This window comes from Luteolibacter luteus, assembly GCF_012913485.1.
GTDB classification, from domain to species: Bacteria; Verrucomicrobiota; Verrucomicrobiia; order Verrucomicrobiales; family Akkermansiaceae; genus Haloferula; species Haloferula lutea.
Genome location: NZ_CP051774.1, coordinates 3,568,969 through 3,594,085 on the forward strand (window position 1 = coordinate 3,568,969; position 25,117 = coordinate 3,594,085).

General features: G+C 60.8%; 13 protein-coding genes. 6 read left to right on the plus strand and 7 right to left on the minus strand.

Annotated elements, in window-relative coordinates:
* Positions 1 to 112: 112 nt before the first annotated feature.
* Together HHL09_RS14820 and holA are read left to right on the plus strand one after the other, a co-directional pair.
* Positions 113 to 622, plus strand: coding sequence for an EF-hand domain-containing protein (locus HHL09_RS14820; RefSeq protein WP_169455403.1), 510 nt, complete (start codon positions 113 to 115; stop codon positions 620 to 622).
* Positions 623 to 733: 111 nt separating this feature from the next.
* The gene (holA, locus tag HHL09_RS14825) at positions 734 to 1,846 is read left to right on the plus strand and encodes a DNA polymerase III subunit delta (protein ID WP_169455404.1); all 1,113 of its coding nucleotides are present in this window, start codon (positions 734 to 736) and stop codon (positions 1,844 to 1,846) included.
* 36 nt (positions 1,847 to 1,882) lie between these two features.
* On the opposite strand, the gene gloA2 is transcribed toward holA, so the two are convergent.
* The 4 genes from gloA2 to HHL09_RS14845 all read right to left on the minus strand — a co-directional run bounded on the left by gloA2 (position 1,883) and on the right by HHL09_RS14845 (position 8,675).
* Entirely contained in the window at positions 1,883 to 2,269 is a 387-nt protein-coding gene (gloA2, locus tag HHL09_RS14830) for an SMU1112c/YaeR family gloxylase I-like metalloprotein (protein WP_169455405.1), read from the minus strand.
* A 190-nt stretch (positions 2,270 to 2,459) separates the two neighbouring features.
* Positions 2,460 to 4,460, minus strand: a complete 2,001-nt coding sequence (locus tag HHL09_RS14835) for a hypothetical protein (RefSeq protein ID WP_169455406.1) — start codon at positions 4,458 to 4,460, stop codon at positions 2,460 to 2,462.
* A 64-nt stretch (positions 4,461 to 4,524) separates the two neighbouring features.
* Positions 4,525 to 6,648 (minus strand): hypothetical protein, encoded by a 2,124-nt coding sequence (locus tag HHL09_RS14840; protein ID WP_169455407.1) that lies wholly within the window; start codon positions 6,646 to 6,648, stop codon positions 4,525 to 4,527.
* The gene (locus HHL09_RS14845) at positions 6,645 to 8,675 is read right to left on the minus strand and encodes a hypothetical protein (RefSeq protein WP_169455408.1); all 2,031 of its coding nucleotides are present in this window, start codon (positions 8,673 to 8,675) and stop codon (positions 6,645 to 6,647) included. The genes HHL09_RS14840 and HHL09_RS14845 overlap by 4 nt, the downstream gene beginning before the upstream one ends.
* A gap of 164 nt (positions 8,676 to 8,839) precedes the next feature.
* Between HHL09_RS14845 and dnaE the strand changes: the two genes are divergently transcribed.
* A complete protein-coding gene (gene dnaE / locus HHL09_RS14850; RefSeq protein WP_169455409.1) occupies positions 8,840 to 12,304 on the plus strand; it encodes a DNA polymerase III subunit alpha in 3,465 nt (1,154 codons plus the stop codon).
* An 83-nt stretch (positions 12,305 to 12,387) separates the two neighbouring features.
* On the opposite strand, the gene HHL09_RS14855 is transcribed toward dnaE, so the two are convergent.
* The 3 genes from HHL09_RS14855 to HHL09_RS14865 form a co-directional block, all read right to left on the minus strand.
* Positions 12,388 to 14,112, minus strand: a complete 1,725-nt coding sequence (locus tag HHL09_RS14855) for a M56 family metallopeptidase (protein ID WP_169455410.1) — start codon at positions 14,110 to 14,112, stop codon at positions 12,388 to 12,390.
* A 9-nt stretch (positions 14,113 to 14,121) separates the two neighbouring features.
* Positions 14,122 to 14,508, minus strand: a complete 387-nt coding sequence (locus HHL09_RS14860) for a BlaI/MecI/CopY family transcriptional regulator (protein ID WP_169455411.1) — start codon at positions 14,506 to 14,508, stop codon at positions 14,122 to 14,124.
* A 125-nt stretch (positions 14,509 to 14,633) separates the two neighbouring features.
* Positions 14,634 to 17,654: a DUF7133 domain-containing protein gene (locus HHL09_RS14865; protein ID WP_169455412.1), complete on the minus strand. Its 3,021-nt coding sequence runs from the start codon at positions 17,652 to 17,654 to the stop codon at positions 14,634 to 14,636.
* Between the two features lie 117 nt (positions 17,655 to 17,771).
* On the opposite strand from HHL09_RS14865, the gene HHL09_RS14870 reads away from it, so the two are divergent.
* The 3 genes from HHL09_RS14870 to HHL09_RS14880 all read left to right on the plus strand — a co-directional run bounded on the left by HHL09_RS14870 (position 17,772) and on the right by HHL09_RS14880 (position 24,964).
* Positions 17,772 to 18,674, plus strand: coding sequence for a nucleotidyltransferase family protein (locus HHL09_RS14870; protein WP_169455413.1), 903 nt, complete (start codon positions 17,772 to 17,774; stop codon positions 18,672 to 18,674).
* 304 nt (positions 18,675 to 18,978) lie between these two features.
* Positions 18,979 to 23,430: a DUF1800 family protein gene (locus HHL09_RS14875; RefSeq protein ID WP_169455414.1), complete on the plus strand. Its 4,452-nt coding sequence runs from the start codon at positions 18,979 to 18,981 to the stop codon at positions 23,428 to 23,430.
* 19 nt (positions 23,431 to 23,449) lie between these two features.
* Positions 23,450 to 24,964 (plus strand): DUF1501 domain-containing protein, encoded by a 1,515-nt coding sequence (locus HHL09_RS14880; protein WP_169455415.1) that lies wholly within the window; start codon positions 23,450 to 23,452, stop codon positions 24,962 to 24,964.
* Positions 24,965 to 25,117 lie beyond the last annotated feature (153 nt).

Consider the following 25,117-nt stretch of genomic DNA (forward strand, 5'->3'; position numbering starts at 1 on the left):
CTGATAGGTGAATCTCCCATCAGCAATCGTATCCAGGAGGGGTTTTCCCTTTGAAATGCAGAGGGTTGGAAGTTGACAAGATCAGAGTGCCACCGACACGATGGAGCTACCCATGAAAGCAATTATTGTTTCCCTCCTCGTGGCCCTCTCCGCCCCCCTCATGGCCGCTGATGTGCCCACCCTCAATCCCAAGAAGCCGCGGACCGTGGTCTTTCTGAATTACTTCAGACTCTACGATACCAACGGCGATAGCTTCCTCTCGGAGGCAGAATTCCAGGGGACACTGGGATCCAGCAGCATCCCTGCCATCACCAAATACCGCTTCCTGTTCATGGCGGATGCCGGCCCGATCGCCCCGAGCGGTATCGAAGGTCCCATTGGCATCGGCGTTGAATCCTACATCCGCTTCGCCGGTGGCTTGCGTGTTCCCAAGGTGAGCAAGGCGACTATCTTCGAACTGGCCGATGAGGATAACGACAATTTCCTCGATCCCTCGGAGTATGCGCTGACGCGCAACTCCGACATCCCCGCGGGCGCTCTTGGCAAGCCCTTCAACCGGCTGGACCGGGACGACGACAATCTGATCTCCCGGTCCGAGTTTGGGCTGAACGTCAAGGGGTAACCGGGGTTTTCATCTTCTGCTTCCAAGTGCCCGGCGTGGATTCCCACCCGGGCACTTTTTCTTTTCCGGTGTCGGCTTGCCCAGGCTCCCGCCGCCGCCTAAAGCTCCGGCGTGGCCGCCAAGCCGAACATTTTCGCCATCGTCGGCAGCGACGACGGGCGCGTGAAAGAGGAAGCCCTCCGTCTCCATCGGGATCTCACCGGTGGGAACGATGATGGCTTCACGCACGAAATGATCGATGGCACCGCCGACAATTCGGAGGGTGCCTTCCAGATTTGCCGTGCGGTAGTGGAGGCCTTGCAGACGATGCCCTTCTTCGGCGGAGAAAAGGTAGTGTGGCTGAAGAATGCCACCTTCCTGATCGATGACGTCACCGGGCGCTCGGAGCGTACCCTTTCCGGCGTCGAGTCACTGAAGAATTGCCTCGAAGCCGGTCTCGGGAACGGCGTGACTTTCTTGCTCAGCGCCACCGGAATCGACAAGCGCCGGGCCTTCTGGAAGTACCTTGAGAAGAACGCCCAAGTGAAGGTCTTCGACAAGATCGATACTTCGCGGGAGGGCTGGCAGGAGGAAGTGGCAGATCTGGTGGAAAAGAAGGCGAAGGATCTCGGTCTGCGCTTTGAAGGCGAGGCGCTGGAGCTTTTCGTCATGCTTGCCGGGGAGGCGACCCGCCAGATCGGGAATGAGCTGGAGAAGATCGATCTCTATCTGGGCCCGGATCGCCGCGAGGTGACGGTGGATGATGTGCGCCGCATGGTGCCCCTCAGCCGCGCCGGTGTGGTTTTCGAGATCGGGAATTCGCTGCAGCACGGTGATGCGGCGCGAGCGCTGGAGCTCATCGACCAGCAGTTGGAGCGCGGGGAAAATGCGATCGGCCTGATGCGGGCTTCGATCATTCCCACGGTGCGGAATCTTTTCATGGCAAAGGTGCTGGCCGAGAAGCGCCTGCCGACACGGAACTACAAGGACTTCGCTGCGGCGCTTGATCGGCTTCCTGAGGTGGAGCGCCTCTGGCTGCCGCAGAAGAAGGGTGGGGGGGTGAATGTGTATCCGCTCTTCCTTTCGCTACGCGGGGCCGAGGCCTTCACGATGGAAGGCCTCCGCGGTGCGATGGAGTCCGCGCTGCGGGCTGACCGTTCGCTGGTTACCACCGGGCTCGATCATCGCCTGGTGCTGCACCGCCTTGTTGCCGAAGTGACATCGGGCACGCGCAAGCGGAGGTAGATCGCGGCGGAGGATTTGCAGCGAGGTGGATACCTCTCAGGCTTCGTACAATTCGAGCGGCAACCCGTCGGGGTCGGCGAAGAAGGTGAAGCGTTTTCCGGTCAGCTCATCCACGCGCACGGGTTCTACCTCTACACCCTTCGCTGCCAGCGATGCCACCGTTGCATCCAGATCCGCGGTTGCGAAGGCAAGATGCCTGAGGCCGCAAGCTTCCGGGCCCGAAGGCCGTGGCGGTGGCGTGGGAAAGGAGAACAACTCGATCTGGGGTCCGCCCGGCAGCTCCAGATCGAGCTTATAGGAATTCCGGGCTTCGCGGTAGGTTTCTTCGATCACCTTCAAGCCGAGGATCTCGGTGTAGAACGCCTTGGAGCGGTCGTAGTCGGCGGTGATGATCGCGACGTGGTGAATGCCGAGGATGTTCATGGATGGAGCCTCTCCATTGCTAGCGCGGATCGCGAGCCGGATCAGGGCGATTTTTCAAGAATCTCCAGCAGGTCAGCGTGCAGGGACTGGGAGAAATAGCAGAGGTTAGAGTAGCTCATTTCGGGTGCCGGTGAGCACCTGCGATCGCTGGCGTTCTGCGGTCAGGAAGTGGCGCGGAACGGCCGACCGCTCAGCGCTGTCTCCGGAGGAACTCCAGCACCTCTGCGTTTATGGTTTTCTGCATTTCGTAGTCGTAACGGGTCTGGGCGGGAACCGTGGGATCGATCACCGTCAGTGTATCACGCTTCGTCCAATATTTTTCCGCCTCGTGATTCGTGGGGATGGATAGTGCCATCAACAGCATTGCGAACATGGTTGCCGGGGTCATTGCGCGCGATGCCGCCAACCATTGAACCGCCCTTTCCCTTCCCCTGAAAAGAACGGCGATGGGGATACCGATGGCTCCGAAGATGAGGACTCCTAGAAGCCAAGGTACGGCTTTTGTGAGATTCGGATCACTATCGTCCCCTAGGCTGCTGAGGATAGAGGATGCGATCCATAGAGTGGAACCCGCTGACAGCGCGATGGTGCTGATTGTCCGTCCGTAGTTCCACCCGAGGCACTTCATCCGGCGAGCCAATCTCCAGGTGATCAGCCGTGATCCCAGCGTCAGCATTAATCCGGCGACGACGACATTCCTGGCAAAGTCGGCCATGATAGTGGTGAAAGGAGAGAAAGATCCGCCTCCGAACGAAGTGAAGTGCTCCACCACTTGATGAAGAAGGAAGGGAAGCAAGATCCCCATTCCGAAGATCCATACGTAGTCCTGAGGCTTGAGAACTTCTTCCAAGGACTTGGAAAGCATCCGTGCCTGTCTGCCATGACGAAAGCGGACCGAGGCGCCGAGCATCGCGACTAGGCCGATAGCGAACCATCCAAGGAGAGAGTGGATTCGCCCGAGCATCGCTTGGGAGGCCATGCGCCCCGGCTTCAAGTCCTCGTCCCTCAGTGGGGGTGGATTTTCCCCTCTCTCCGCCTGAAGTGCCAAGCGTGTGGCTAAAAACCCAGCGCGTTTGAAAGCGGACGCGCTCATCTCGAGTCTGGATCGGCGCTCTTCGCGCTGTTGCTGAAGTTCAGTTGCAATCTTGCTATATCTGGTCAAGATTTCGTGCTGTCCGAGATCCCTCGCCGCGGAGGCGACTTCCTTCGCCGCTAATTCGCTGGGCCGGAAAAGGTCTGGCCAGGAAGAGAATTCGGGACTTTCGGGCATTCTTAGCTGCAATGCCTCCCAAGCATGGAGGAAACTCAGGAATTCGCCGGTATTCCCGCGCGCTGCAAAGTCCTTAGATGCTGCCGCTAACAGTGAATTCAGATAATGTGGATAGGTCGATGTTACTGACAGCTCCATTTCAAGATAGGCATCAACAATCTTGCGGCCGAGTATGTCCTCGCCATGGGGCAGGATCTTCAAGCGTTCGAGTATGACCTCATTGTAGGGGTTTCTGTAGTTCGGCATCCTTGCCGCTTCTTTGATCAAGCGGACTGCATCTGCGACCTTGGCTGGGTCCGTGATCGTATAGGCGGGTGCTTTCGCCTTGCTCCCCCGAGGTTTGAATCCGTCTCTCCTAACGGAGTCTTTCGAATAGACCGCCGCAACAATGTAGCGGAACCATGCATTCCCCGGGTCCACGCGGTCAGCAGTCTCCAAAAGATCCCTAGGGTCGGGAGGCGATGGGTCATATCCGTCGATTGAGGTCAGGAAATGCTGTGCGAAGTAGCCCACGTTTTCCGGATCGCTGTCCCATAGAGCCTTGAAGTGTCCACCTCCTCTCTCCATGCGGCTCCCGAAAAGCAGAAGCTTCTGCTGAGGTGAAAAGTCCCCGATCAGTTTCTCGAGATCGGCATTCACGTTTCGCCCAAAGGATGGCCCGGGCAGAGCGAGCGCGAGGGGATCGGTCATCGCAAAGAGTCTCCAGCTTGCCAGCCGGAGCCTTTGGTAGTCCCGGATCATCGGAATCGCCGCTAGTATCGAAACCACTGCGCACAGCGCATAGAGCCACGTCTTCCACGGGAGGCGGCTGGGAGCCGTCTCCAAGTTGGTAGCTGCTTCCTTGAGCAAAGCATCGTGGTCTGCCGATGAGGGATGTGAGGCTAGCAGATGACGGAGTTCCCGTTCCGCCATCATCTGCATTTCCGCATTGTCCCCGAGCGGGCGGACGGCGGCTTCGATGAAGCGCTCCGTTGTGGAGTCGTGATCAGTCACCTGATTGAAGGGTCTTCAGGAGTTCATCCTTGGCATCGGTGATGGCTCCGCGGTCGTAGGTGTTCTGCGGCACGGATGCGGGCGTGATTTCATACAGGTGATCGCGCGCGATCCAGTATCGCTCGAGAGCCAGGTGAAGCGGGATCGTGAGGGAGAAGGCGAGCATTCCGGCAAAATAGGCTGGCGCCAGTGCGCGACTGGCAACCGCGCGGTGGAGGGCCTTCGAATGCTTGCCGAAGATTGCGATGCCTGCCTGCAGCAAGAGGCAAAGGGTCGCCAAGGAAAGCAGTGAGGCAGCGGTGAAGAGCCAGGCTTTGTAGGGATCCCGGGCTTCCGGGAGATCGAGATCCACCGCATCCATCTCGGGGAAGAAATGACGCTCGCCTCTCGGGGCTTCGAGCCCGGGCGTGATGCCCAGCACGATCACCGACGCTATGCAGAGGATGACGGTGAGCCAATCGAGAGGGGACGTTTTTCCGGCCAGGCCGAGCTGCGCGCCGCGCCTGGAGATCCTTCGCCGGGCGACAATCCGCGGAAGGACGATCATCAGAAGGATGGTTGCCAGGATTTGGCCGATGGGAAGAGTCATGCTGTGGACCGCAAGGCTCCATTGTCTCCCTCCCATCGGGCTTTGCCCGAGGACAAGCAGGGCGATGAGCGGTGCGATGCCGGATGAGATGATGAGGAAGCGATCGGAAGGTGTCAGAAGGGCATCCAGCCGACCGGAAAGCTTCCTGCAAAGGAAGCCGCTGCGGAAGCGATAGAGGGCGGCAAAAATTGCGGACGGCAGCAGGATAACCCATGCAGCCGCAGCGCCAATGCGATCCGCCACGGCGTAATCCATCATACGTCCGGGTTTCATTTCCTCCGGGGAGGGTGCTGGTTTCGATGCGGGCCGGTATTTTTCGAGGATCGAAGAGACGGACAGGAGATAAGCTGCCCGCTCACGAAGCTGCCGGACGCGCTGCTGCCTTGCCGGATCCTGCCGCTGCCGGTTGAGGCTTTCCAGCTTCTCGATGGTGGCTCCGAGGCGTTTCGCTTCTTCGTCCATCCCGAGCGCGGTGGCAGTCGCGGCCATATTCTGGCGGACCAGGACGGAGGAAGTCCTCGAGACGAGCACGAGAACCATCGAGTTCGCGATTTGAGGATACAACTTGTCTTCGAAGCGTTTCCACGTCGCGATCAGGCGACGAAGACCCTCGGGGTCGCTTTCCTTGCCGCAGAGCTCCGCCTTGGCGGCCACGATCTTGGCGATCCCAAGGAAGTCGGCCGCTCCCGACTTGGTGTATGAGAAATAGAAGGTCCTGGCCACGCGGTCGGTCTGGCCCGTGGCAGGAGGAAGTATGGCAAAGCGCTCGAGCTGAAGTTGCCCGAAATATGATTGGATGCGCGGAGCTGTCACCGCCCTTTCAAGATGCCGGATGGCCTCGTCCATCTTGCTACGGTCCTTGATGTCCCATGAAGCGGCGGGAAGAGGCCGCGGAAGTTTTCCGTGCGGAAGAGGTAGGGACTCGACCGACTTCCTGCCGCTTGCCGTGGCTTCCATGAGGGCGAAGTAGCCATTGTCGGGATCGAGGCGATCCACCACCTGGCGGAAATCGGGAGGAAGGCTTTGTTTCTCCGCGAGGTGGTGGGTGGCATACTCCTGAAAGAGATCGATGCGGTCGGGTTGGGATTTCCACAATTTCGCGAAGCGCCCGGTGGCGTCGTGAAGCGAAGGGTCGCCGAAGAGAAGCAACTGCTGCTTCGGTGACAGTGACAGGCTCCTGGCGAGGTAGGGCTCGATCAAATCGCGATCGGGAAAGTCCATGACGTCGGCCATGCACTTCAGCCAATCCCAATCCCGGTGGATCGTCCAAGCGGTCCACGCTACCAGAGAAAGGGAGGCAAGGGCCATGGCCAGACAAGTCCATGCTCCTTTCCGACCGGGTGAGGCTTCGAGGCGCTTCGCGCACTCGTCCAAGGTATCGCCTTTGATAGGAGTGCTGGCGTTTTCGATTGCGTCCCGCAATTCACGCTCGGCTGCAATTTCGAGCTCTGCATTTCCATGGAAGGGCCGGATGGCTACCTGCAGAAAATGTTCTTTCGAATCAGGAGAGGGAGAAGGATTACTCATGGTTGGGAGTTCAGGATCTCGATCACCTCACGGCGCATTTGCTGGGTCACCTCGTGCTCGTATCCGCTGAGTCCGGGCTTGTCGGGGTTTATGCCGGTGAATTGGTCTCGCGCGATCCAGTGCTTCTCCTCCGCGTGATGGATGAGGAAGAGTCCCATCATGAGAAGCATGCCAGTGGCGTAGGCGGGCATGAGGATTCGTGACAGCGTGACGCGACGCAGCAATTGGCCCTGCTGTCCGAAGATCGCGCGGATGCCAATGGTGGAGGTCGTGAGAGCAAGAGCTACGAGTATCAGGCAAGCGGCTCCGGTTAAGGTCCGATTGAGCGGCTCGGAGAGGGCAATGGCTCCGAACAGTAAAAGAGCCAGGGCACCGAAGATTGCGCAGGCCGATGTCCAGAGCCGGGTGCGGCAACTCAAACCTGCCGCCCCGGCGCGGAGCGAGAGGCGCCACCTGGCGATGAGGAGAGGGAGAAAGATCATCATCAATAGGGTGGAGACGGCTTGTCCCGAGGTGACGATCAGCCCTTTGTCCCGGAGGCTCCACTCGCTGCCGCCGAGAGGAGTGAATCTCTGGATGAGCTGGGCGGAGGCAAAGGGAGCGATGATCCCGACTCCCATAATCCATGCCCAATCCAACGGTTGAAGAAGCGCCTGCAACCGGAGGGAGAGTCCGCGAACCAGCTTGCTGGCGCGAAAGCGGTAGAGGAAGGCCGCGAGGAGGGTCAGCGCGAGTGCCAGCCAGCCGAGCAAGTCCAGCAACCTGCCGGCGAAGGCATGATCCGCGAGACGGCCCGGCTTTAGCTCTGTCTCGGTGATCGGGATCGTTTCGCGGGTTTGCTTGCTGAGCGGTGCTAGAGACGTGCTTGCGAGAACGCTGCCATGGAGCTCCAGCGGCTTGTTGTCGTAGGGCTTGCCGGAGGCCACGGTCTTCCATGCGTCGAAGCGATCCTCCAGTTTTTGCAGGCGCTCCTCTTCGGCAGTGAGGCCGAGTTCCTTGGCGGACTCGATCATCGACTTGAGAGGTATGCGGACCGTCACGAGCGTGATCATCATGTCCACGAGGTTGGCGTAGCGTGCAGAGGCGAGGGTCCTGCTGAACTTGTCCCAATCCGCAGTTAGCTGGCGGAAGCTGTCCGCATCGCCCGACTTGGCGAGTTGGTTGGCCCTTGCTGCGACGGCATCACCCAGGGTCCGGAGGCGCAGGCTGAGGGTGCTGGTCCCCGCGACGTAGTAGATGGGGATCACCTGGTTGATGACATCGGTTCGCGGCGGGAGCAGCTTGATCCGCTGCCGGAGGAGATCGGTGCTGTAGCTTTCGATGCGAGTGGCCTGCGCTGCCTCGTGAAGGAGCGACATCGCCTCGTCCAGTTTCGCGGGGTCCTTGATCGGCCTCAGTTTGGCTCCTCCGGGCGTGGTGGTAGGATATCCGGTAGTGTCCAGTGCGTCCTTCGCGACGACGCCGGCGGCGATGGACAGGAACCATGCATTGCCCGGATCGAGGCGACGGGCGGTGGCGAGGAAGTCCGGAGGAAGCACGGTCCGCTCCGAGCTGTGGATCGTGGCGTAGTCGGCGAAGTAGGCGGGATTTTCCGGATCGCTGTCCCAGAGGGCTTTGACCCGCTCCGAGTGGCTATGCTTGGTGGTGTCACCTAGCAGGATCAGTCGCTCCTGCGGGGTTTTTCCGGCGACCAAGTGCTTCTCCCAGGCCTCGGGGGAGATGAGGCCTGCTCCTACTCCGGTGAGCATGCTGATCCCCGCCCGAAAGATGTAGGCGGAGCGTGCGAAGTCGCCCCAGACCAGGAGGGAGACGATGGCGGTGAGCAGGTAGAGGGAGAGCCGGACCCATTTGCCGGTGGGTCTCGCTTTTTCCAAGCTTAGGGCCGCCTGATCGAGGGAATCGCCGCGGGGTTCCCCGGCGTTGGCGATGAATCCCTCCAGCTCATGTCGTGCCGCGATTTCCAGCTCCGGGTCGTCCGAAAAGGGCCGGGTGGCTGCGGCGATGAAGCGGTCGGGAGCGGTGGGCATCGGTCCCCTGCTTATCAGAGGTCTGGAGGGATGAAACGCCAAGTTTTGCGGAGCAAAAAGCGGGTGGATCTCCCCATTTTCCGGGGCTTCCGGAAGGAGTTAGGAGGGTGAGGCCACGGCTCGCTTGCCGGGAGGCTTTCCCTGCGTCACGCTCCGCCGTCCCGATGTCCGACTCGTTTGTCCACCTGCACCTTCACACCGAATTTTCCCTTCTCGACGGCTTGGCGCGCACCAAGGAAGTCGCGTCCCGGGCGAAGGAACTGGGGATGCCGGCGGTGGCGATGACGGATCACGGCAACCTCTTCGGCGCCATCGAGTTTTTCCAATCCTGCAAGAAGGCGGGAGTGAAGCCGATCTTTGGCTGCGAGATCTACCTCGCGCCGGGGAACATGGAGGACAAGAAGGACATTCCCGGCCGCAAGCGCTCCTGCCACATGACGCTGCTGGCGGAGACCAATGAGGGCTGGACGAATCTCCAGAAGCTGGTCTCGCTCGGGCATCTGGAGGGTCTCTACCATGGCAAGCCGCGGGTGGACCGTGCTGCGCTGCGCCGCTTCGCGAAGGGGATCATTTGTCTTACCGGCTGTATCTCAGGGCCGGTCAACGAGTGGCTGCTGCTCGGTGACGAGGGCAAGGCGCGCGAGACGATGGCCGAACTGGTGGATATTTACGGTCAGGAGAACGTGTACGTGGAAATCCATGACCATGGTCTGGAGCCGCAGCGGAAGATTACTCCGGGCTTGCTGAAGCTTGCGAAGGAATTCGGCCTGAAGCCGGTGGCTGCGAATGACGTGCACTTTGTCAATCGGAGCGACCATGAGGCGCACGACGTGATGATCTGTATCGGCACGGGGCGTCTGGTGATTGATGAGAACCGGATGCGCTACACTCCGGAGGTCTACTTCAAGACCGCGGAGCAGATGCGCGAGCTTTTCGCGGAGATTCCTGGGGCCTGTGACGCGACACTGGAGATCGCGGAGCGTTGCAACGTGGAGATCAAGCTGGATTCCACCAGTTCGGAGAAATACCCGCAGTTCGGCACGCCGGATGGTTCGCCGCGCGAGGAGTATCTGATGCGCGTTTGCCAGGAGGGCATGGTGAAGCGCTACGGCGAGGAGAAAGCGGCGGACCCGGAGATCCAGGAGCGCCTGCGCTATGAGGTGGGCATTATCAACCAGCTCGGATTCGCTTCTTACTTCCTGATCACCGCGGACTTCATCCAGTGGGCGCGGGATCACGATATTCCCGTGGGCCCGGGCCGTGGATCGGCTGCCGGTTCGCTGGTGGCCTATGTGATGGGGATCACGAATATCTGCCCGCTGCAATTCGGCCTGCTTTTCGAGCGCTTCCTGAATCCCGAGCGTGTCAGCCCTCCTGACGTTGATATCGACTTCTGCCAGAGCCGCCGTCCGGAGGTGATCGACTACGTGCGCCACAAGTACGGTGAACGTAGTGTTTCCCACATCATCACCTACGGCACGCTGGGTGCGAAGAGCGTGCTACGCGACGTGGCGCGCGTGATGGGTGTCAGCTATGGCGAGGCGGACCGCATCGCCAAGATGATCGAGGCGAAGCCCGGGGTGACGCTGAAGGGTGAGTTTGATGCGAAGCCGGAGCTGAAGGAGCTCATCGATAGCTCGTCGACTTATCAGGAGCTCTGGGACTATGCGCTAAAGCTGGAGGGCCTCACCCGAAACGTGGGCATCCACGCGGCTGGCGTGGTGATCGGTGACCGCGAGCTGGACGAGCACGTGCCTCTGACCCGCGGCAATGAAGGGGAAGTCGTGACGCAGTATGACATGGGTGCCATCACCGAAGTCGGCCTGCTGAAGATGGACTTCCTGGGTCTGAAGAACCTTACGGTGATTCAGGATGCGGTGGAGCATATCAAGCGGCACACGCCGGACTTCGAGATCGACAAGGTGCCACTCGATAACAAGGCGACTTTCGACATCCTGAACCGCGGCGAGACGATGGGTGTGTTCCAGCTGGAATCCGGTGGCATGGTGGAAACCTGCCGGAAGTACCAGATCGAGAAGATCGACGACATCATTGACCTTCTCGCGCTCTATCGCCCGGGCGCCATGCAGTTCATCGACCAGATGATCGAGGTGAAGAAGGGCCGCAAGAAGCCCTTCTACGAGCATCCGCTGCTGGAGCAGGTCTGCGGAAACACCTACGGGGTGATGATTTATCAGGAGCAGGTGCAGAACGCGGCAAAGGTGCTTGCGGGCTACACGCTCGGCGGTGCTGACCTTCTGCGCCGCGCGATGGGCAAGAAGGACCCGAAGAAGATGGCGGAGGAGCGCTCGAAGTTCGTCGAGGGCGCGGGCCGCGTAAACGGGATCAACGAGAAGCTGGCGAATGCGATCTTCGAGAAGATCGAGATGTTCGCCGGTTACGGCTTCAACAAGTCCCACTCTGCTTGCTACGGCCACATCTCCTACTGGACTGCTTACCTGAAGGCGAATTTCCCGGTCGAGTTCATGGCGGGCCTGCTTTCGAACGAAATCAACAACACGGACAAGATCGGTGTGTTCGTCGCGGAGTGCCACCGGATGGGAATCGAGATCCTGCCGCCGGACTTGAACAAATCGAAGCTTCGCTTCGCGCCGGAGCAGCTGGCATCCGGAGCTTTTGCGGTGCGCTACGGCCTGGCTGCGATCAAGAACGTGGGTGAAGGTGCGATGGCCCAGGCGATCGCCGAGCGCGAGGCGAAGGGGCCCTTTGCCTCGCTGGAAGAGTTTTCGAACCGTCTGGATTCGAAGGCGGTGAACAAGCGCATCTTGGAAAACCTGGTGAAGGCGGGTGCGCTTGATTGGACCGGTGAGAGCCGCGCTTCGATGTTCAATCGTCTGGAGCAGGTGGTGGCCAGTGCGTCGTCCGCACAGAAGGACCGCGCTGCGGGACAGGTCTCGCTTTTTGATACGATGGACTTCGCCGCGCCTGCACCGGTGAGTGCGGCCACTGCCGTGGCGCTGGAAGAGTGGAGCAAGGACGAGCGGCTCGCGCAGGAGAAGGAACTGCTCGGCTTCTATGTGACGGGGCATCCGCTGGATAAGTTCCGCGGGGTGCTGGATTCGGACAAATACATGAAGCTGGGCCTGCTGGATGAGATCGACGTCCAGAATCCGCGCGATCGCTTCCCCTTTGCTGGCATGATCCGCACCTTGGAGAGCAAGGTCACGAAGAGCGGGAAGCCCTTCGGCGTGATGATCGTCGAGGATTTCACTGGTTCCACCGAAGTGATCATGTGGGGTGAGTCCTTCGTCCCCGCGCGCGATGCCGGCATCCTAGCACCGGGGAAGGTGATCAAGTTCAAGGCAGCGATCCAGATTGATGACCGCACCGAGTCGCGCCGCCTGACCGGTTCTGAAATCAGCGAGTTGAAGCCGCGCGGAAGCTCGGCGAGCAAGGGGGCGGTGGAACTGACCCTTTGGACAGCCCGCCACTCGGAACGTGATCTGGAGGATATCCGCCAGGCTCTTGCTGCCAATCCGGGCAAGATCCCGGTCTTCCTCCACTTCCAGAATAGCGCGGGCCGCCGGGCAACGGTGGAACTTGGCGAAAGCTATCGCGTGAAGCGCACCGATGTCCTTGAGAGGGCTCTGGGCCGCTGGCTGGATTGATGGGACCCCAAGGCAAAAAGAGAGGCCGGGCGTGAAGGCCCGGCCTCTGGAACATTGCGGAAACTGCAGCGTGTCTTGTCGCGCTATGGCCTCGTGATGCGGATCTCCTTGTCGCTGGCGGTCATGGAACTCTTCGTCGCTTCGGAGACGTATTTGACCGCCACGAAGAGCGGCACGTTCCTCAGCCGGAGTTCCTTGATCCGGATTGCGCCGTCCACCTTAGGGTCGATAGATACCGGGAAGACCGCCGCTCCTTTGGCGTTTTCCTTGGCCAATTGGTTCAGAGAGGCCACCGCTTCGGTGAGGGACACATCCTCGAACTCCACCGTCGGGAGGATAATCTTGCTGGCTGCTTGCGCCGCCTTGCCCTTTGGCAGTGGCGGTTCGACTGGTGGGGGCCCGACGACGAAGTTTTCCTTCTCATCGGCTGGGACGAAGGTGACCGCGAATTCATCCACCTTGAATCTCAAGTTGGTCTGTTTGGCCATTTCGCCCAGGACCGAGATGATGGTCGCGTTTTTCATATCGAGGGTGACCAAGGCCTTGCCGGGATCCGGCTCGTTGTTATCCCCCCCGCGCGGTTTGCGGATCACGAAGTTCACGCCCTGTTTGGCCGGCTCCTTCTCGGCGGTATCGAGCTCCTTGCTCCTGAGGCGGATGAAATCGATCGCTTCTTCCAAGGAGGTATTTTCGAACTTCACGGCGGGAATGACGATGTTTTGGAGCTTTGTATAGATAGCCATCGTCCCGGTGGGGGCTGGAGCTTGATTGACCGTCACACGAGGCGCAGCCGGGGCATCCTTCCGTTTGGGTTCCTCGGCCTTCGTCGCCCCGAACAAGGTTAGCATTCCGATCATTGCCACTCCGCCGGCCCGCCATGCGGGATGAGTCTTGCGGTGGATGGAGATCTCCCGGATCCGGTTCTTCAGCTCGGAGCTGCTTTCGAAGATTCCCACGAAGCCGAGTTGCAGGCCGGGGCGGGGTGCGACCATCTGGAGCTTGAGAAGTGCGTGGCCGTAGTCGGAGCGGCGATCGCTCTGATCCAGCGAGAGCACTTGAGCGTCGCAAGCCGTCTCGCGGTCGGCGCGCAACCGTGCGAAGGCGAACCACAGGACGGGATTGAACCAGTGCAGGGCTTGGAAGAGGCAGCACAGGCCATTCACGGGGAGGTCCAGGCGCTTAAGATGCGTCAACTCGTGCAGGAGGATCAATCTGGCCTCGGCCTCACTGAAGCTCTGGAGAAAGCTCGACGGGAGGAGCAATGTCGGCCGGATGAACCCGGTAACAGCGGGGCTCTCCACCTCCCGTGAAACAATCACGCGTGGAAGCTTTGCCAGTCCTACCTCACGGGCCGCGCTTCCGATCGAATGGAGCAGGGTCTCGTCTGCGGTCGCGGCTTGTTTCGTGATCCGGCGCATGTTCCGGCGATAGCCCGTCATCCCGAACAGGAGCACCGCTGCACTTCCGGCGAGCCAAGCCAAGGCCCAAGGGTTCACCTTGGCGGTCGTCCGCAAGGGAGAGGTTGCGGCGGCAGGCGCAGCTGGATCCGCGGCTGCGTTTTCCCCGATTTCAATCTGGGGTGCCGTCTCTTGGACCACCGGTGCTTTCTTCGGCAGGATACCAAAGGGCACGGTGGGCAGGACCGGCAGGGCGAGGACGAGCAGCATGGGGAGCCACAAGGCGTAACGCCATTGCGGTGGAAGCCAGCGGCGGAGCAGCAACTGCAGGCCGAGGACGGCCACCGTCAGCACCGAGGCGCGGAGGGTGGTGGCGAGCAGCCAATCAAACGATGACTCAAGCATGTTCATGGCGTGGATTCAGTTTTGGTTTTTGTCGATGGATTGATCGAGGAGCTTCTTCAGCTCCTTTACCTCGTCCGGCGTGAGCCGGGCGTTCTTGGCGAAGTGGACGAGCAGCGGCTTCGCGGCTCCTTGGAAAATGCGTTCGAGGAAGGATTCGCTCTCCGCTTTCACGCAGGCCTCGCGTTTCACGGCGGGGGAATAGAGTTTGGGAGATCCCGCTTCATCGGAGATCTCGAGTGCGCCCTTTTCGACCAAGCGGCTGAGCAAGGTGCGAACGGTGTTCTCTGCCCAGCCGGTTGGTTCCTTGAGGGCTCTGGCGACGTCCGAGGCGGTGCGCGGGGCGGACTCCCACAACACTTCCATCACGGACCATTCGGATTCGGAGATATTCGGTGCTCCCATGGCTGATAAGACTTCACCACAAATGTAATGGAGTGTCCACTACATTTGTAGAGGAATGGATTAAAAAAGAGAGGCCGCCCCGAACGGGACGGCCTCGTCACATACCAATGAAATGGTTTCAGGGATCAGCCGCCCGTCGCCTTCAGCGAGCTGAGGTATTCGATCAGCGAGGTGAAGTCCTGCACGGAAAGTCCCGCAGCGAGGCCCGGCGGCATCATCGATTGCGGCATGTGCGTTTCTTCCGCCACGTCGGCGCGCTTCAGCTTCATCACTTGGCCGGTGATGTTGCGAAGGTCGACGATGCCATCCACTTCGCCAGTCACGAAGCCCATCTGCGCCGTGCCATCCTTCATCTTGAACATCGAGGTCTGGAAGCCTTGGGCTACCACCTTGTTCGGATCCAGCACCGAGTCGATGAGGTAGTCACGGGTAAACTTCGCGCCCGCGGCACCGAGGTAAGGGCCCTTTTGCTCGGCCTTCGGATCCACGGCGTGGCAGGCGATGCAGCCCTGCGAAGTGAACAGGCGCTGGCCGGTGGCGACATCGCCCTTGCTCTCCATCGCGGTCTTCGCGACTTCGGCAGCGGGGACCTCGGCCACCTTCTTGCCGCTGGAGCCCAGCGCCGCCACTGCTTCCTTGGCAGTCTTTGCGGCGTTGATCAGCTCGCTGTTGTCCCAGTGCATGCCTTCCTCGATTTGCTTGTCGAAGCCGGGCGCCTTCAGGTCGGCGATTGCCAGGAAGAAGCCCACTTCGCGCGGGGTTTTTTCGACTTCCTTCTGCACCCGCTTCTTCGCCTCTTCCTTTGCCAGCGGACTGGAAGCCACCGTGATCATCGCCTTCCACGCGATGCGGCTGGCGGCGTTGCCCTGCTTGGCAGCGATCTCGCGGAGTGCGCCGATCTGGTTGCCTCGCTCTGCGGAGTTCACGAAGTCGCTGATGTATTTCTCCGCGTCACCGGCCACCTCCTTGTCTTGGCTCCAGGTGGATAGCACCGCCAAACGGAAGGGCATCGACTTGGCTTCGCCTGCCTTTGGCAAGGCATTGAAGAACTCCACGCGTTGGGCGAAGGGGCGCTTCTTGTCCTTGGACGCTTCCACGAGAAGCATCAGTTGCGTTTCGTTCAGTTCCTTGGCTCCGAGGGCGGCCAGAACCGGATCGGCTCCCGCGAGCTTCATCCCGGCTACGTCCATGCGGTTCTTGCCGAGGATATCGAGAAGCTGGTTCTGGCGGTCTGGCGGGACCATGCCGAAGCCTTTCTCGATCGCGCCGACGATCTTGGTCGTGGCATCCCACTCCACCGGCTCGTAGTAGGGGCCGCGGTCATCAGGACGAGTCTCCCACCACTTCTTCATGTCCCATTCCTTCTCCTGATGGCTCAGGCGCGCCAAAGCGGCGAGCACATCGAAGCGGAGTTCGAAATCCTTCGATTTGCCGAAGGTGGCCAGCAGGCCATCCACCACTTCCATCTTGTGGATACGCTCCAAGGCGAGCAGCGCGAGCTTGCGGGTCGCGGTGTCGTTCACCGCAGTGAGGAGGGCGGGGATATTCTCCAGCGAGACCAGCACCTGCATGGCGGTGTGCATCAAGCGCGGCGAATCGCTTTCCTCGCGCCAATCCATCGAGGCCGAGATGATGGCCGGGGCCGCGCCCTTCAATTGCAAATGCTCGATGCCTACCAAGGCCTGCAGCACCACCCGCGGATCCTTGTCCTTCAGGGCATCGCCATAGAGCTTTGCGGGCACACCGTTCAGCTCCTTCTTGTTGTCGGTCAGCGCGCGAAGGATCTGCTCCTTGATGGTTGCATCACCTGCGAGCTCGGAAAGCGGCTTGGTACTAGAGGCACCGTAGGCTTGTTTGAAGGTCCAGATCGCCGCCGTGCGGACGGCCACCGATTGCTTCGTATCCTTCGCGATGGCCAGGATGCTTTCCGCGAAGGCGGGCTTTCTGCCGCGCTTCAGGATTTCGCGTTGTGCTTCGAGCCGCTGCACCGCGCTCGCGGATTCCAGCAGCTTCACCAAGGCGGCATCGTCCACCTTCGTCACATCGGTGTACTTTGCCGGAGTGGCTCCCGGGTAGGTTACGATGTGGATCATGCCTACCGGCTTGTCCTTGCCGGCGTAGTCGAAGCCACCGTCCCGCCAGTCGGCGAGGAAGAGGCGGGAATTGCCGTCCACGTCCACGTCCGTGGCGTGTGGCAGCTTTTCAAAGGTCTGCTGCTCCACGCTGAAGCTCGCGCCGGATCGCTTCCATGGATGGTAATGGACCGTCCCGGTCGTCCAGTCGGTCGAGAAGAGCGCGTCGGTGAACTCCTTCGGAAAGCCGGGTTCGCTGAGCCACAGCGAGCCGGTGCCGGAGCCACCACCGTAGTCTGCCAGCGGCTTGATCGCCTCGTCGGCGAAATTCTGGTAAAGCCGAGGATAACCGTGATCACCGAGTGCGGTGTAGTGGTGGAAGCGGGTGTTCCAGCCCTTGCCGTCGTTTGTGTTGTCGCGGCTGAAAAGATCCAGTTCGGGGGAAATAGCCGTGTCGCAGATATTCCGGACCATCAGCGCGTAGGGCTCGATCTGCGAGCCGTCCGGGCGGACGCGGAGCACGCCGCCGCCATGAAGCGTGTAGGTGGAGCCATCCGTGCCCTTTGCCGGGAAGGTGCCAAAGTCGCCCACCGAGATGTAAAGCCAGCCGTCGATGCCCATGCGCACGCCGTTCGTCGTGTGGTCGGCACCGCGCGGGTGCTCGATGCCGCCGCCGAGGCCGGTCACAAGAGTCTTCGTCTCGTCCGCCACGCCGTCCCCGTTGGTATCGCGGTAGGAGCTGAGGTAGGGCGGATGGATCAGGTAAAGGGTATCGCCCACGAAGTGGCCGCCGCGCGGGCTGTCCACATCCGGCACGAAGTGAATGAACTCGTCCGCCTTGCCATCACCGTCCTTGTCACGGCAGCGGATGATGCGGCCCATGTGTTCCTTGTGGCCGAGCGAACCGTTCTGGTCCGATGAAACGTACACGTCCCCGCTTGCGGAGACCGTGATGGCCGCCGGGTAATCCGCATTCGGCGGACCGGCGAATTCCTTCATGACGAAGCCATCCGGCAACGCGCAGGCGCTGCCAACGGTGGCAATGGAGATCAAATATCGGGTGGATCGATGCATCGGCGCGTTCACTACGCAATAAATCCCCCGATTTCTCAATCCCAAGTGTGGGTTACTCCGGTATCCGCCGCCGAAAATGACTTGCCCGGACATTGGATTCCACGCACACGCAGGCCCGTGATTCGCAAGGCCTTCCTCCTTGGTGCCGGTCTGGGCACGCGGCTCCGACCGCTTACCGATCTACTGCCGAAACCGCTTGTGCCGCTTTTCCACAAGCCGCTCATCGAATGGGCAATGGAGTCCTGCCTTGCAGCCGGGATCACCGATTTCGCGATCAATACCCACCATCTTCCGGACAAGTGGACCTACGCCGAAAGTGAGGACACGAGCCTTTTGGCAGGAAACGGTTTCTCCCCAAAAGGGGGGGTATGGAAAAACACCCCGATCCACCTTTTCCACGAGCCCGTACTCCTCGAGACGGGCGGCGGCGTGAAAAACATCGAGCCGTGGGCGGCGGGGGAAAGCGTGCTCGTCCACAATGGAGACATCTTTTCCTCCCTCCCGCTGGATAAGCTGATTGCTGCCCACGAAGCTTCGGAGTGCCCCGTGACGCTCGCACTCCGCTCGAAAGGAGACGCCACGCACATCGCCATCGAAGGAGATCGGGTGATCGATATCCGGGCGAAGCTCGGGATCTCCGAAGGCACCCATGTCTTCACGGGCATCTACTGCTTTGATCCCGAGCTCTTCGATCTCCTGCCTCCCGGCGAGAAGGCCTCGGTGATTCCCGCCTTCCTGGAACTCGCAAGGCAGGGACGCCTCGGAGCCATTGTCCTCGATGAGGGTGAGTGGCGCGATCTTGGTGACCACGCAAGCTATCTCGCCGCCCATCGCGAGATGGCCCTTGCCCCCGCGATCCATCCGGAGGCGGTCATTGATCCCGGTGCGATCGTCACGGGTAGTGTCGTCGGCCCGATGGCTGTCATCTCGGAAGGAGCTACGGTGAAGGCCTCGGTTTTGTGGCCCGGAGCGCGGGTTGAGAAGGGTACCCCGATAGAAGGCCAAATCATCTGCCGCTGAGTGGATTTCTTCGGTGGGTGGTGAAAAGTGGTCTGATATTCTGAGGGTTAGGTTCGGTTTGAATATTTTGTTGCGTAAAGTACTCAAGTTGGTAAAGATTAGCCCAGTTCGAGCGACACCGGCCCAAGCCGGCTGCTTGGACGGCGACTGAGACCTCCGAAGAGGATCGTCGATTTCGCCCACCGTGTTGTCCCACGGCGGCGGTTCCCGCCTGCGCTTCCTTGCAGGCTGTTGAAGCAACCGAGAAATCAATCCTCGCCCCAAGCCACGTGGCTCCCGGCGTTGGAACCCTTTTGTTCTAACAATGAATCCCACTCTATCCGGGCGGCGTCGTGCTGTCCTCCTCGCGTCCCTGTTGTCCGCCGGCCTCTCAGCCGTTGCGGTAGCGGCCCCCAAATATGAATCCGGATCCTTGATCCTTTCCCAGCCGAACTCCGGCACTTGGAAAGTGGTGAACTTCACCACGGCCTTCCCTTCGATTCCCGTGGTCGTGCTCGGCACCGCGACGAATGCGGATACGGCCGGCTTTGCGGCCCGCGTCCGAAATGTCACGGCGACCGGATTTGAGTACCAGATCGATGAATGGGACTACCTTGATGGTGTCCATGGCCAGGAGACCCTGAACTATCTGGCGATCGAACCGGGGACCCACACGATCGATGGCAAGGTCTGGCAAGCAGGCCGGGCGAGCGGGGTCACCCGCAGCTTGCAGACGGTGACACTCGGGAGCGGCTTCAGCGCGGCCCCCGTGGTGCTGGCCCAAGTGGAGTCCACCGCGAATGCGAAGGCGGTGACGAGCCGTGTGCAGGCGGTGACCACCACGAACTTCCAGCTCAAGGCGATCACACAGGAGTCCGATGCAGCGGCCTTGACGAGCGAGTCCGTCGGTTGGATTGCGATCGCGCCTTCCACCGGCACGCTGGATGGGGCGGGCTTCCAAGCGGCGAAGACCGGTGCCAACGTGACCGATGCGTGGAAGACGATCACTTTCGGCAGCACGCTTAAGCAGCCGCTGTTCTTCGCGCAGTCCCAGACAAACAATGGTGCCGATCCCTTCGTGATCCGCCGCAGGAATCTCAGTGGCACCGGCGTGGAGATCTTTCTTCAAGAAGAGCAATCGGCCGGCACGGAAACAGCACACGCCAATGGTGAGGATGTCGGCTTCCTGGCGATCGGCGAAACGCAAGGAGAAGTGCGGTCTAAGCTGGAGCTTGGCGAATTGATCCAGAATCAGGCGACCGCAGGAACCTGGCACACGGTGAACTTCTCCGTGACCTACGCGAATCCCGTGGTGGTCTTCGGACCTTCGACGCAGAACGACAGCGATCCCTTGGGCGTTCGCGTCCGCAACGTGACGTCCACCGGCTTCGAGTGGCAGTTCGATGAATGGGACTACCAAGACGGCGCGCATGCCGAGGAGAAGGTGCACTACCTTGTCGCGGAAGAGGGCAGCTACATCATCGGCGGACTGCTCTGGCAATTTGGCCGCGCCGCGGCGGTCAATCAGGCGGCATCGGCCCTCACCTTTGCCGAGGCCTTCGCGGTGGCTCCGGTGGTTCTCACGCAAACCGCTTCGCGGAATGGAGCCAGCGCGGTGAAGTCGCGGGTCAGCGGCGTCAGCGCCACCGGCTTTTTCGTTCGCCTTGAGGAGGAGAACGCGCAGGACCAGACGCACGTCAATGAGGCGGTGCACTATCTGGCAGTGCAGCAGGGGAATGGCCGACTGCTCACGCCGCCCTATCTGTCGGTAAACACTTTTCTAACAGCCGCGGAGGTGACGGAGTTCTTCAAGTCCCAGGCCTTCACGCGGAAAGTGGCGGATCCCTTCCTCTTTGCGGATGCGCAGACGCGGAATGACATCGATCCCGTCACGCTGCGGTTCCGGAATCTCAATGCGAATGGCGCGGACCTGCGCTTGCAGGAGGAAAGCTCGCTGGATGTGAACATTGCGCACACCGCGGAGAAGCTCGGCTACCTTTCGATCGCCGGTTCCCTGGACACGGATGAGGATGGCTTGCCGGATGTCTGGGAGATCGCGAACGGACTGAATCCGAACAATGCAGCGGATGCCTTGCTCGATCCCGACGGCGATGGTCTCAGCAACCTGGCTGAGCAGACCCACGGCACCAATCCGAATGTCGCTAATGGTGCCGGAAGCATCACGGTCACGACCTTGGCGCCGGATGCCTTCGAGAAAGAGGGAGGACTTGCTTCTTTCCTGGTCACCCGCAGCGGAGGCACGGCGCCGGCGACTGTTGGTTTCGCCCTCGGTGGCACCGCAACAAGTGGCGACTACGTCGTGAAGGACGACCGCGGCGTGACTCTCAGCGGCACCGTGTCCTTCGGGGCAGGGGAGACGACGAGGACGGTCTACATTGTCCCGGCCCTTGATACGCTGGAGGAGTATCCAGAGAGCCTGACGCTCACCATCTCCAATGGCTCCGGCTACGCGGTGGGCACGCCGAAGGTGGCGACAGTGAAGATCAAGGATGCGACCGATGCTCCCGCGAACGAGCAACTCTTCGTGGCCTACCTCACTCGCCAGGGGACGGCACAGTCCTATGGCTCTGGCGTGGCGACGCTCTTCCTGAATGGATCGAAGACCGCCGCACGGGTGAACCTCAGCTTCAGCGGCCTGACTTCGAACCAGGTGAACGCTTACCTGCGCTACGGAGTGACCTCCGGCGTGGGACCGGAATTGCGGCCTACCTTGCCGATCGGTCAGGTGACGAATGAAACCTGGACGGTCAATCCGGTGGGTGCGCTCAATGGGCAGGATCTCATCGATGGTCTTTTCCAGAGCGGAGGGAAGTGGGTCTACCTTAATATCGGTACCGGTACCTATCCGGCGGGTGAGATCGCAGGAACTTTCTCCCGGCAGACGGGGTCGAGCACCTTCACTCCTCCGCCTGCGCCGCCGACTCCGGGCACGCTGACCGGAGATGCGCTGACGCGTGATGTCTCGCGCTTCCTCACGCAGGCCACCTTCGGCCCGACCAAAGCGGAGATCGACGGGCTGGTGAATGCGATCCAGACCACCTATGCGGGCGACCGCTTGGCTGCTTACTCAGCATGGATCGACACCCAATTCGCCTATGATCAGACCAAGCTGCTGGCCTATACTGAAGCGGCGGACGCCCATGAGTGGAATTTGCGAGGTGCCTCGCCCTCGAACTTCACGAACAACGATGAGCCGAACTACCATAACCGCCGTAGGGGATGGTGGCTCATCTCGACGAAAGCCCAGGACCAGCTCCGCCAGCGCGCGGCCTTCGCTCTGAGTGAGATCTTCGTAGTATCGGAGGAACTCGCTCTGCTGCGGAACAAGCACTACGGCCTGGCGGACTACTACGATCAGCTGGGAGTCCGTGCCGATGGCAACTTCCGCACCCTCATCGAGGATGTGAGCAAGAGCCCGATCATGGGCAAATACCTGAGCCATCTGCAGAACCAGAAGACGGTGACGGATGCCAATGGCAACGTCTTGATCAGCCCGGATGAGAATTACGCCCGGGAGATCCTCCAGCTCTTCTCGATCGGTTTGGTCGAGTTGCATCCAGATGGCACGTTGAAGCTGGGAAGCGACGGCTTGCCGATCTCGACCTACGACAACGATGACATCACGAACCTGGCCCGCGTTTTTACCGGCTGGAGTTTCAGTAAGAAGAACGGTGGATCGGGTGCCGGTTATGCGGTGCAGGACAATACGAATTTCTTCCAAGGAAACGGCCCGGCCTATTACCAGGCTTCGTGGACGAATCCGCTGAAGAACTTTGCGGCTTACCATGACACCGGTGCGAAGACCGTGCTCGGAAACAACATTGCTGCAGGGCTAGGTGGTGAAGCGGACCTGGATACCGCCTTGGACATCATCTTCGCCCATCCGAATGTCGGCCCCTTCATCAGCAAGCTGCTGATCCAGCGGCTGGTCACCTCGAATCCGAGTCGCGGCTACGTGTATCGCGTCGCGCAAAAGTTCGAGAACAATGGCTCCGGAACCCGTGGCGCGTTGAAGGCGGTGATCCGCGCGATCCTGCTCGATCCGGAGGCCCGCGATCTGTCGCTCGTGCAGCAGGTTGGCTATGGCAAGCAGAAGGAACCCATCGTCCGCTACGTGCAGTTGCTGCGTGCCTTCGACGGGAAGTCGTCCTTGCCGCTCTCCGCCCTGAGCTCCTTCGGCTATCCGGCAGCGCAGCTCAATAATTTCCCGACGGGCACCACCCTCTATCGTTATCCGAATACCGATACCGCGCTGGGCCAGACGCCGCAGAACGCGCCTTCGGTCTTCAACTGGTTCCTGCCCGGCTTCAACCCTGGCGGCGAGCTGGCGCAGGCAGGACTGGTGGCTCCCGAGCTCCAGCTCAGCACGGAGACCGGTGTGATCCGCACGACGAACTACGCGAACACCATCATCCAGAATAACGACGGCCAGAACGTGAACCGCTTGGTTGGCTCGACCAATGACCTGGAGGAAAACGTGAAGCTCGATCGGACGACCTATGAGCAACTCTACGATGCACGCATTACCGCGGGCGACAGCGTGGCTCAGGCGACGACGACGGTGCTCGATCAACTCGACCTGCTGCTCACGGCGGGAAGCTTCAAGGCGGGCTATGGCAGTGCGGCCACGCCGAATCCCCGCAGCATCGTGATCGATACGGTCACCTCGCTGGATCCCGCCGCGACCACGGCCGTGCGGGTGAAGGAGCTCATCTACCTGCTCGCCACCTCGCCGGAGTACGTCAACCAGAAGTAATCCCACACATCTCCTCATCATGAAATCCCAGGACAAAGATTCGCTGCAAAATCGCCGCTCCTTCCTCCGCCAGTCCGCCTGCGCTTCGCTCGGCCTGACGGGAGTGATCAATACGCTGGCCCACCTGCGGCTGGTGAACTCCGCGCTCGCACAGGGTCTTCCCGGCGGTGACTACAAGGCCTTGGTCGTGCTCTTCCTCTTCGGCGGAAACGACTCGAACAACCTGCTTATCCCACGCAAGAACCACGCTTCATACAGCCAATACAAGTCGGCGCGCGGGGTGTTGAAAATTCTCGACGAGACGGACTCCGCCTATGTGACGGGCCAGCCGGCCTCGATCGCTCTAACAGGAGGAGGTGCGACCTATGGTGTGCATCCTGCGGCCGGTGGCATCGCCCAGCTGTTCAATGAAGGCGATCTCGCCTTCGTCGCGAACGTGGGAACGCTGGTGTATCCGACCACGCGGGCGGACTATAATGCGGGCTCGGTGCCGCTGCCCCCGCAGCTCTTTTCCCACTCCGACCAGCAGGTCCAGTGGCAGAGCTCCGTGCCGGATCAGCCTTTCAGCCGCGGCTGGGGCGGGCGCATCGCGGATCTCCTCGCATCGCAGGGCTATGCCCAGGGACAGGTTTCGCTTTCCGTGAGCTTGTCCGGGATCAACAGCCTGCAGGTGGCGGATCAGGAGGTGCAGTATGCCGTGACGCCGGAAGGGGCGATTCCCTTGGCGGGCTACGCTGCCTCGGGCAATCCCTATGGCAATGCACTGAATGGTGATGGCACCTACAAGACGACCACGGCGGGCAAGCGCCTGAAGGCCTTCGATGACATCACGAATTATACCTACCAGCACTTGCTCGATGACGATCATGCGAAGGTGGTGAAGCGTGCACGGGCCAACGAAGGACTTGTCGGAGCGGCTTTAACAGCTGCGGCCGCGACCGGTGTCGATTTCGACAACCTCTTTCTGAATGCCCAGTCGAACTTGGGGGATCAGCTGAAATCGATCGCCAAGCTGATCGCTGGTCGCACTGCCCTGGGCAATAGCCGCCAGATCTTCTTCGCGAGCATCGGCGGCTTCGATACCCATCAGGATCAGCTGGACGCCCAGACTAACCTGCTCGGCGAACTGGGAAGCTCCCTGAAGGCCTTCAGCGACACCCTGAAAGCGCTGGGGGTGAATGACAACGTGGTCACCATTACGCACTCCGATTTCACCCGCACGCTCACCCCGAATGGCCAGGATGCTGCCACTGCAGGCTCCGACCACGGCTGGGGTGGTCACCAGATCGTCCTCGGCGGTCCGGTGAATGGAGGCCAGATCTACGGCTCCTTCCCCTCGCTGGCCCTCGGCGCGGGTCTGGATGCCGGGTCTAGCAACCGCGGCCGCTGGATTCCCACCACCTCGGTCGATCAATACGCTGCCGTCTCGGCAAATTGGCTCGGCGTCTCACCGACTTACCTTGCCGATATCTTCCCGAATCTCTCGCGCTTTGAGGATCCCTTCGGATCGAGCGCGAATCTCGGGTTCCTCTGATCGGGGCAAGCTCCGCTCGGGCGGAGGGCAGGCCTGCGGGCCTCCCTCCGCCTTTTTTTTGGGGGGGTGGAGGTGAAAAAGGAGGTTTCCGGGGGCCGGGGTGGGCGGAGGCTGTGAATTTCCCCCTTGTCGCGCCCCGGCTCATCTTAAGAA

What these genes read in the sequence shown, in the direction of transcription:
- gloA2 (WP_169455405.1), bottom strand. Translation starts at nt 2,269, where the DNA reads ATGAACATCCTCGGCATTCACCACGTCGCGATCATCACCGCCGACTAC.
- HHL09_RS14860 (WP_169455411.1), bottom strand. Translation starts at nt 14,508, where the DNA reads ATGGGAGCACCGAATATCTCCGAATCCGAATGGTCCGTGATGGAAGTG.
- HHL09_RS14820 (WP_169455403.1), top strand. Translation starts at nt 113, where the DNA reads ATGAAAGCAATTATTGTTTCCCTCCTCGTGGCCCTCTCCGCCCCCCTC.
- HHL09_RS14865 (WP_169455412.1), bottom strand. Translation starts at nt 17,654, where the DNA reads ATGCATCGATCCACCCGATATTTGATCTCCATTGCCACCGTTGGCAGC.
- HHL09_RS14835 (WP_169455406.1), bottom strand. Translation starts at nt 4,460, where the DNA reads ATGCAGATGATGGCGGAACGGGAACTCCGTCATCTGCTAGCCTCACAT.
- HHL09_RS14855 (WP_169455410.1), bottom strand. Translation starts at nt 14,112, where the DNA reads ATGAACATGCTTGAGTCATCGTTTGATTGGCTGCTCGCCACCACCCTC.
- HHL09_RS14875 (WP_169455414.1), top strand. Translation starts at nt 18,979, where the DNA reads ATGAATCCCACTCTATCCGGGCGGCGTCGTGCTGTCCTCCTCGCGTCC.
- HHL09_RS14845 (WP_169455408.1), bottom strand. Translation starts at nt 8,675, where the DNA reads ATGCCCACCGCTCCCGACCGCTTCATCGCCGCAGCCACCCGGCCCTTT.
- dnaE (WP_169455409.1), top strand. Translation starts at nt 8,840, where the DNA reads ATGTCCGACTCGTTTGTCCACCTGCACCTTCACACCGAATTTTCCCTT.
- HHL09_RS14880 (WP_169455415.1), top strand. Translation starts at nt 23,450, where the DNA reads ATGAAATCCCAGGACAAAGATTCGCTGCAAAATCGCCGCTCCTTCCTC.
- HHL09_RS14840 (WP_169455407.1), bottom strand. Translation starts at nt 6,648, where the DNA reads ATGAGTAATCCTTCTCCCTCTCCTGATTCGAAAGAACATTTTCTGCAG.